This is a genomic window from Candidatus Krumholzibacteriia bacterium (genome assembly GCA_035268685.1).
In the GTDB taxonomy this organism is placed as follows: domain Bacteria; phylum Krumholzibacteriota; class Krumholzibacteriia; order JAJRXK01; family JAJRXK01; genus JAJRXK01.
Genome location: DATFKK010000040.1, coordinates 1 through 6,579, shown reverse-complemented (window position 1 = coordinate 6,579; position 6,579 = coordinate 1). Strand labels below are relative to the sequence as shown.

7 protein-coding genes are annotated in these 6,579 nt (G+C 65.8%); all 7 read left to right on the top strand.

Features of this window, described 5'->3' with window-relative positions:
* The coding region (locus VKA86_04630) for a hypothetical protein (protein ID HKK70480.1) at window positions 1-1,570 on the top strand (1,570 nt) is incomplete at its 5' end.
* 68 nt (window positions 1,571-1,638) lie between these two features.
* Window positions 1,639-2,592, top strand: coding sequence for a PorV/PorQ family protein (locus VKA86_04625; GenBank protein HKK70479.1), 954 nt, complete (start codon window positions 1,639-1,641; stop codon window positions 2,590-2,592).
* A gap of 131 nt (window positions 2,593-2,723) precedes the next feature.
* Window positions 2,724-4,154, top strand: coding sequence for a GWxTD domain-containing protein (locus VKA86_04620; GenBank protein ID HKK70478.1), 1,431 nt, complete (start codon window positions 2,724-2,726; stop codon window positions 4,152-4,154).
* A gap of 477 nt (window positions 4,155-4,631) precedes the next feature.
* Complete coding sequence (locus tag VKA86_04615) at window positions 4,632-5,495, top strand: MotA/TolQ/ExbB proton channel family protein (protein ID HKK70477.1); 864 nt, start codon at window positions 4,632-4,634, stop codon at window positions 5,493-5,495.
* 30 nt (window positions 5,496-5,525) lie between these two features.
* Entirely contained in the window at window positions 5,526-5,942 is a 417-nt protein-coding gene (locus tag VKA86_04610) for a biopolymer transporter ExbD (protein ID HKK70476.1), read from the top strand.
* 10 nt (window positions 5,943-5,952) lie between these two features.
* The gene (locus VKA86_04605) at window positions 5,953-6,372 is read left to right on the top strand and encodes a biopolymer transporter ExbD (protein ID HKK70475.1); all 420 of its coding nucleotides are present in this window, start codon (window positions 5,953-5,955) and stop codon (window positions 6,370-6,372) included.
* A gap of 7 nt (window positions 6,373-6,379) precedes the next feature.
* Window positions 6,380-6,579, top strand: a 200-nt coding sequence (locus VKA86_04600) for a hypothetical protein (protein HKK70474.1), incomplete at its 3' end; no start/stop codon positions are given.

Below are 6,579 nucleotides of genomic sequence, written 5' to 3'. Positions count from 1 at the left end.
GGGCGACGAGCTGAAGTTCCAGATGGGCATGGTGATCGGTTCGGGTCTGGCGGGCTTGCAGCGGAATGCGGCCGAAGCGGCGTTGACCTACTTCGGGAACTGGTTCGATCGGGACCTCGACGAGGAGACCGGCGTGCAGGGTCAGGAGACCCGCGTCTGCCAGAGCGACTTCGAGGATCCGAACGAGATCTTCGATCTCTTCTTCAGCCCCTGCGACACGGCGGGTCTGGGTCCGGACGACGAGTTCCCGCCGCCCGTCAGCGAGGACGACCTCGACGAGGACGGCTGCTTCTACCAGAACGCCGACTGCCAGGTCGAGCAGCGTCGTGACGCGCTGAACTGTGATCAGGACGACCAGTTCGAGGAATCGGAGCTGGCGGGCTGCACCGGGGTCAAGGGCAAGGAGTTCCACGTGACCTGGCTGGTGGGTCTGGCCCCGCAGCCGCCCGGACTCCGGGTGGTCCCCGCGGACAACCAGGTGCACGTGTTCTGGAGCAACGTGAGCGAGGTGGTGCCCGACATCCGCCTGCAGGAGGTGGACTTCGAGTCGTACCTGGTCTGGCGGGCCGACGGCTGGGAACGCCCCTTCGGCAGTTCGATCGAGAACGGACCCGAGAGCGAACTCTGGAGCCTGATCGCCGAGTTCGACAAGGTGAACTTCTTCGAGGACCGACGCTTCATCGGTGGCGAGGTGATCTCGCAGCGTCTGCCCCTGGGGGCGAACACGGGACTCGACGTGATCTCGTACACTCCGCGGATGTACCAGCCGGGGACGCCCGAGTACGATCGGCACGCACCGGCCCGCGACCTGGTGGCACGCATCGTCGAGGATCCGGAGTTCCAGGCTCTGTTCGGGCCCACCATCGATCCGGCGACCTTCCTCCGGTTCATCGATCCGAAGACCGGGTCGGTGTCGGCGATCGGTCGGAAATATCCGGAACTGGCGCAGTTCCAGGACAACTACGCACCCGCGGACACGGCGTACTTCGTGGAACTCGGGCTGGAGTTCTACGAGTACATCGATCGCGACGTCTTCAACGGTCACGCCTACTTCTACGGGGTGACGGCGACCGACTTCCGGGCCGACAGCAGCGGCGAGGAAGGTCTGTTGCCCCTCGGTCCGGGGTTGGCCGGAGACGCGCAGAGCAATTTCGCGTTCGCGGTCCCGAAGGCCCAGGCACAGTCGAAGGCAGCACGGGACGAGCGCGGCCAGGACATCTACGTGGTGCCGAATCCCGCCACGCGGGAGAGTCTGGCCGATTTCAGCCAGTTCAGCCCGAACGAGGACGACCCCACGGGGGTGCGCGTGATGTTCGCGAACCTTCCGCAGGCCCGGAACACGATCAAGATCTACACCCTGGCCGGCGATCTCGTGCAGACCATCGACCACGATGGCACCGCCTTCGGCCGGGAAGGCAGTGAGGGCTTCAGCAACACCGGCGGGTCCGCGTTCTGGAACCTCGTGTCGCGGAACGGTCAGGAGATCGTCAGCGGCGTGTATCTCTATTCCGTCGAGTCCTCGGACCCTGATTTCGAACGGGTCATCGGGCGCTTCGTGGTGGTTCGATGATGATGGAGTCGTGCAAGCGTCGGGCCCGCGGGTCCGCGAATCGCTCGCGCAGAGCGGAGGTCAGTTCGATGAAGCTGCGCAAGACACTGTTGGCCCTGGCCGTCGGCGCCGGCCTTTCGATCGGGGTCGCGCCGGCCGTCCACGCGGCGGAGATCTTCGCGAAGGTCGGGACCTTCGGCGCGCAGTTCCTGAAGGTCGGCGTCAGCGCGAGGGCCACGGCCATGGGCTCGGCCTACACCGCGGTCGGCGACAACGCCGAGGCCGTCTACTGGAACCCGGCGGGCATCGTGAGCGTGCGCGACAGCCAGGTGATGTTCAGCCAGGTCGAGTGGCCGGCCGACATCAACCTGACGTACGGGGCGTTCGTGTTCAACCCACGCAGTATCCCGGGCACCTTTGCGGTGAGCGGGCGCGCGGTGTGGATGGACCCGCAGATCGTGCGGACGGCCTTCGAGCCCGACGGCAACGGCGAGGAGTTCGACTCGGGCATGGCCACTCTGGGCCTGACCTATTCGCGCTTCTTCACCGACAAGTTCTCGGCCGGGCTGACCGTGAACTACATGAACATCGGTCTCGGCGACTTCACGGTGAACTCGGCCTTCGCCGATGTCGGGATCATCTACCGCATCGGGATCCGCGGCATGAAGATCGGCATGTCGATCAACAGCCTCGGGTCCGAGATCACCTTCGACGAGCGTCCGGCGCGGTTGCCGACCATGTTCAAGGTGGGCTTCGCCTTCGAGCCGATCCGCGTGGGCAACCAGCGGGTGATCGCATCGAGTGAGTTCTCGCACCCGGTCGACAACGCCGAGCGGGCGAACTTCGGGCTCGAGTACAACATGAACGACGTGATGTTTCTGCGCGGTGGTTACAACCTGAACTATGACACCGACGGTCTGGCGGCGGGCGCCGGGTTCCGCGTGAACACCGGGTCGCGCAGCTGGGTGAACCTCGACTACAGCTGGGTGGACATGGACGCGTTGGGCAACGTGCACCGCGTGACCATGTCGATCACCTACTGATCGTCGTCGCGTCACAGCGATCGTGGACGCCGGCCGGACTCGATTCGGCCGGCGTTCGCTTCGACGGAACCCGGGGCGCCGAGGCCGCGTACCATCCGAGCCACCCTCTGCGGGGAGCCGCCGTGTACCGCATGCTCCTGCTCGTTCTCGTGCTCTTCTGGACCGGACCGGTCGGCGCCGGGGTGCGCACGCCGCTGGAGGGCATGGGGGACTTCCGGTTCCTGGCGGACCTCCCGGTGTTCTTCGAGGCCGACGGCCGTGCGCGGGTCGATTGCGTGGTCCGGCTCGATCACGAGGAGCTTCGTTTCGACGAAGACACCACGACCGATGTCGCGGTCGGGTTGAAGCTCGCCCGGCAGGGCGTGGTCGCGGTCGACACCACGCAGGTCTTCCGTGTGCAGCTGCACGACACCGATTCCGGCGCCGCCCTCCGGACCACCTTCGAACTGCTCGAGATCTCGGCGCCGACGGCCGAGGGGCGCTGGGCGGCGACGGTGGACCTGGTGACGCTCGACGGCCGGGAACGCCGAGCCCGGGCCGAGGGTGTGCTGGCCGTGACGGTCTGGCCCGAGGGCCAGCCGCGTCTCAGCGATCCGGAGTTCCGGGTGGACAGCGGCGAGGGCGCGCTCCCGCACCCCGAGCGGCTGTACGGCGTGTCGCAGGACACGCTCGAGACCTACGTCGAGATCAGCGGAGCACCGCTGGGGGTGGAATCGCGGCTCGACCTTCAGATCGTCGACGCCGAGTACGGGACCATGGACCAGCAGAACGTTGCGCTGGTTCCCGATGCTGCCGTCGACGCCGCCGTGATCCGTGTGCCGCTGGTGGCCCTGCCCGACGGCCAGTACGTGCTCCGGCTGCTGCCCGCGTGGACCGACGAAGTCGTCCTGGAGTCGGAATTCGTGGTCAGCTGGCGCATCGAGCGGGCGTTGCAGGCTCGGGACGACGTCATGATGGAAGCCGAGCTCGTCCTCGGGCCGCGTGAGTTGGGGCGCTTCCGCCGCATGAGCCGGCCGGCGCAGGCGCAGGTGATGCAGGACTTCTGGGAAGAGCGGGATCCAACGCCCGGAACACCCCGCAACGAACTCTACGACCGGTTCCTGGCCCGGGTCGCCCACGCCGCGCGATTCTACGGCGACCACCAGCGGCCGGGTCCACTCACCGACCGGGGAAAGATCTACATCCGCTACGGCGCACCGTCGACGATCGACGTCGAGGTCATTCCGTCGAGCGGGATCGACCTGGACGAGGCGATCGGGCAGGTCCACGACGCCTTCGCCATGGACGTGGCCGGGACGAACATCCGGGGCGAGCTCAGCGAGTCGGGCCTGTTCGAGACGGGTCCGATCGTCACTGACGCCGACCGGGACCGGCGCCGCAACCAGGCCCGGATCGGGCAGGAGGGCAGCTTCGAGCTCTGGCGGTACGATTCCGACGGCGACCCCCTGTTCGAGGACGGCGGACTCTGGGGCGAGAACATCGATCTTCGCTTCCTGTTCGTCGACCGGATGGGAATCGGAGTCTACGAACTGGACTATTCCAACCTCGAGACCCGCCACTGATCGACCCGACCTCGATCGCGGGACTTGCCCCGGTGCCGGGCATGGTCGTACATTGCGCACGACCGACCAGGAGGTGGGCGGCCGCGTCGGCCGGGCCGGAGCGATCCAGTCTGCAATTCCTTGTCGGCCAAGAGTTTGGATGAAAGAAGCGGGGTTGACCGTCTCCGTCGGGATGGCTATACTCCGCTCCGTTTTGTGACCGGAATCCATGCGCTCCGGACCGGAACCGTGCGTCGCTGCCCGGGCCGGGTCCTCGCCCGCGACTCAGTCCTCCGCCCCCCGCCCTCGGCGACGTGGCGGATCGCCGACCGAGTGCGGGCTTCGTCGTGAGACCGGCACCCGACACCGACCGAACCTCGCCGAAGCTCGCGGCCTGCGCGCGGTGGTCGAGGACGGACAACCGGCCCGCCATCGGCTCGACCGGGCGGGGCCCCCGGACTTCGGATGTACCACCTCGAGAAAGGACGAGGCCACATCATGGCTCGCAAAGGTCTGTTCCCGATGACCGTGATGGCGGCGTTGCTGTTCGTCGCGACAGCGTTCGTCACCCCGGTCCTTGCCCAGGAAGAAGGCGAGGCCGAGACCTCGCTGGACATCGAGGGCGTCATGAACACCTCGGACTCGCTCGCGTGGTCGGCGTCGGACTCGATCGACGAGATGGTCCAGGTGGAAGAAGCTCCCAGCGGCATCATGGGGTGGTTCGAGCAGACTCCTCTCGGTCAGAGTGGAGCCGGTCAGCTCTTCATCGCCGGTGGGAACTTCATGTGGGGTCTTCTGGCCGCCGCCATCCTGGCCCTGGCCGTGATCCTCGAGCGCGCCTTCACGCTGGCGAAGGCCCGCACCAACACCCGACGTCTGATCGGCAGCGTCATCACCACCCTGCGCAGTGACGGCGTGAACGAGGCCGCGCAGGTCTGCGAACGCACCCGCGGCCCGATCGCGGCGATCCTGCACAGCGGGCTGCTACGCGCCGAACGGGGTCCCGAAGCCGTGGAGAAGGCGATCGAGACCTCGGGGACCATCGAGATGGCCTTCCTCGAGCGTGGGCTCGTGGCGCTGTCGGCCGTGGCCAACACCGCGCCGCTGCTCGGCTTCCTCGGCACGGTGTCCGGGATGATCTCGGCCTTCGAGGCCATCGCGAACGCCGACAACGTGAACGCCAAGCTGGTGGCGAGCGGTATCTCCGAGGCGCTGATCACCACCGCCAGCGGTCTGATCATCGCGATCCCGGCGTCGCTCGGTCACAGCTTCTTCCTGTCGATCATCGACCGCTTCATCATCGAGATGGAAGAGACCTCGGCCGAGCTGGTCGAAGAGCTCACCCAGATCGGCCACCGCTAGGCGCGGCCTTCGCGGTGAAGGAGCAGGACCATGGCGGTCAAGATCAAGAAGTTCCGGCGGCCGACCGAAGAGATGAACATGTCGTCCATCGCGGACATCGTGTTCCTCTTGCTCATCTACTTCATGGTCGTGACGGTCTTCCAGCAGGACATCGGCATGCCCTTCGTACTGCCGGCGGCCGCCGAGCAGGAAGAGACCGTGCAGATCAAGGAGTCGAACACGGCGTCGCTGCAGGTCACCGCCTCGAACATCGTCTTGCTCGACGATCAGCCCATGGCGATCAACGGGATCAAGAACGAACTCGAGCGGCGGCTGCTGGAGAACCCGAAGCTGGTGGTGATCGTCGAGAACCACCCGATGTCCGACTACGGGGTCTTCGCGGCGGTGCTCGACGAAGTGCGGTTGGCCAAGTGCCGCAAGGTCGCCATCAAGATGATGGACGTTTAGGGAGGCGACCGTGAAGTTCGAACGGAACCAGAAGACCAAATCGCAGATCCCGACGGCGTCCTTCGGGGACATCGTCTTCCTGCTGCTGATCTTCTTCATGGTGAGCACGGTGTTCAAGACCGAGGACGGTCTCGAGGTCGACCTGCCACGGGCCGAGTCGGGTGTCGAGATCAAGCGCGACGACATCCGCAACATCTACGTGGACCAGTTCGGGCGGATCTCGGTCGACGACAAGCTGGTCTCCGAGGAGCTCGCCGCCCAGATCATGGCCCAGAGCTACGAATCCAATCCGATGACCATCGTCGCCTTCCAGGGCGACATCAATACCGACTACGAGGTCATGGATCGGATCATGGAAGAGTTGAAGAAGGTCAACGCGGTGCGCGTGTCCTTCAACAACAAGGTCGAGAGCACCCAGCCGAAGTTCTAGGTGACGCATGTCCGAAGCGACGCACAGTCCACCTCCGGAGAGCTGGGAACATGTCGGCCTGGCCACCGAGAACGACCGCTTCAAGGCGCGGTACGGCCGCTACATGCGGGTCGCGACCGCTTCGTCGTTCATCATCTATCTGCTGATCTTCCTCTTCAGCCCCGAACTCGAGATCGAGCCCTACCGGCTGAAGGAAGAGACGGTCGA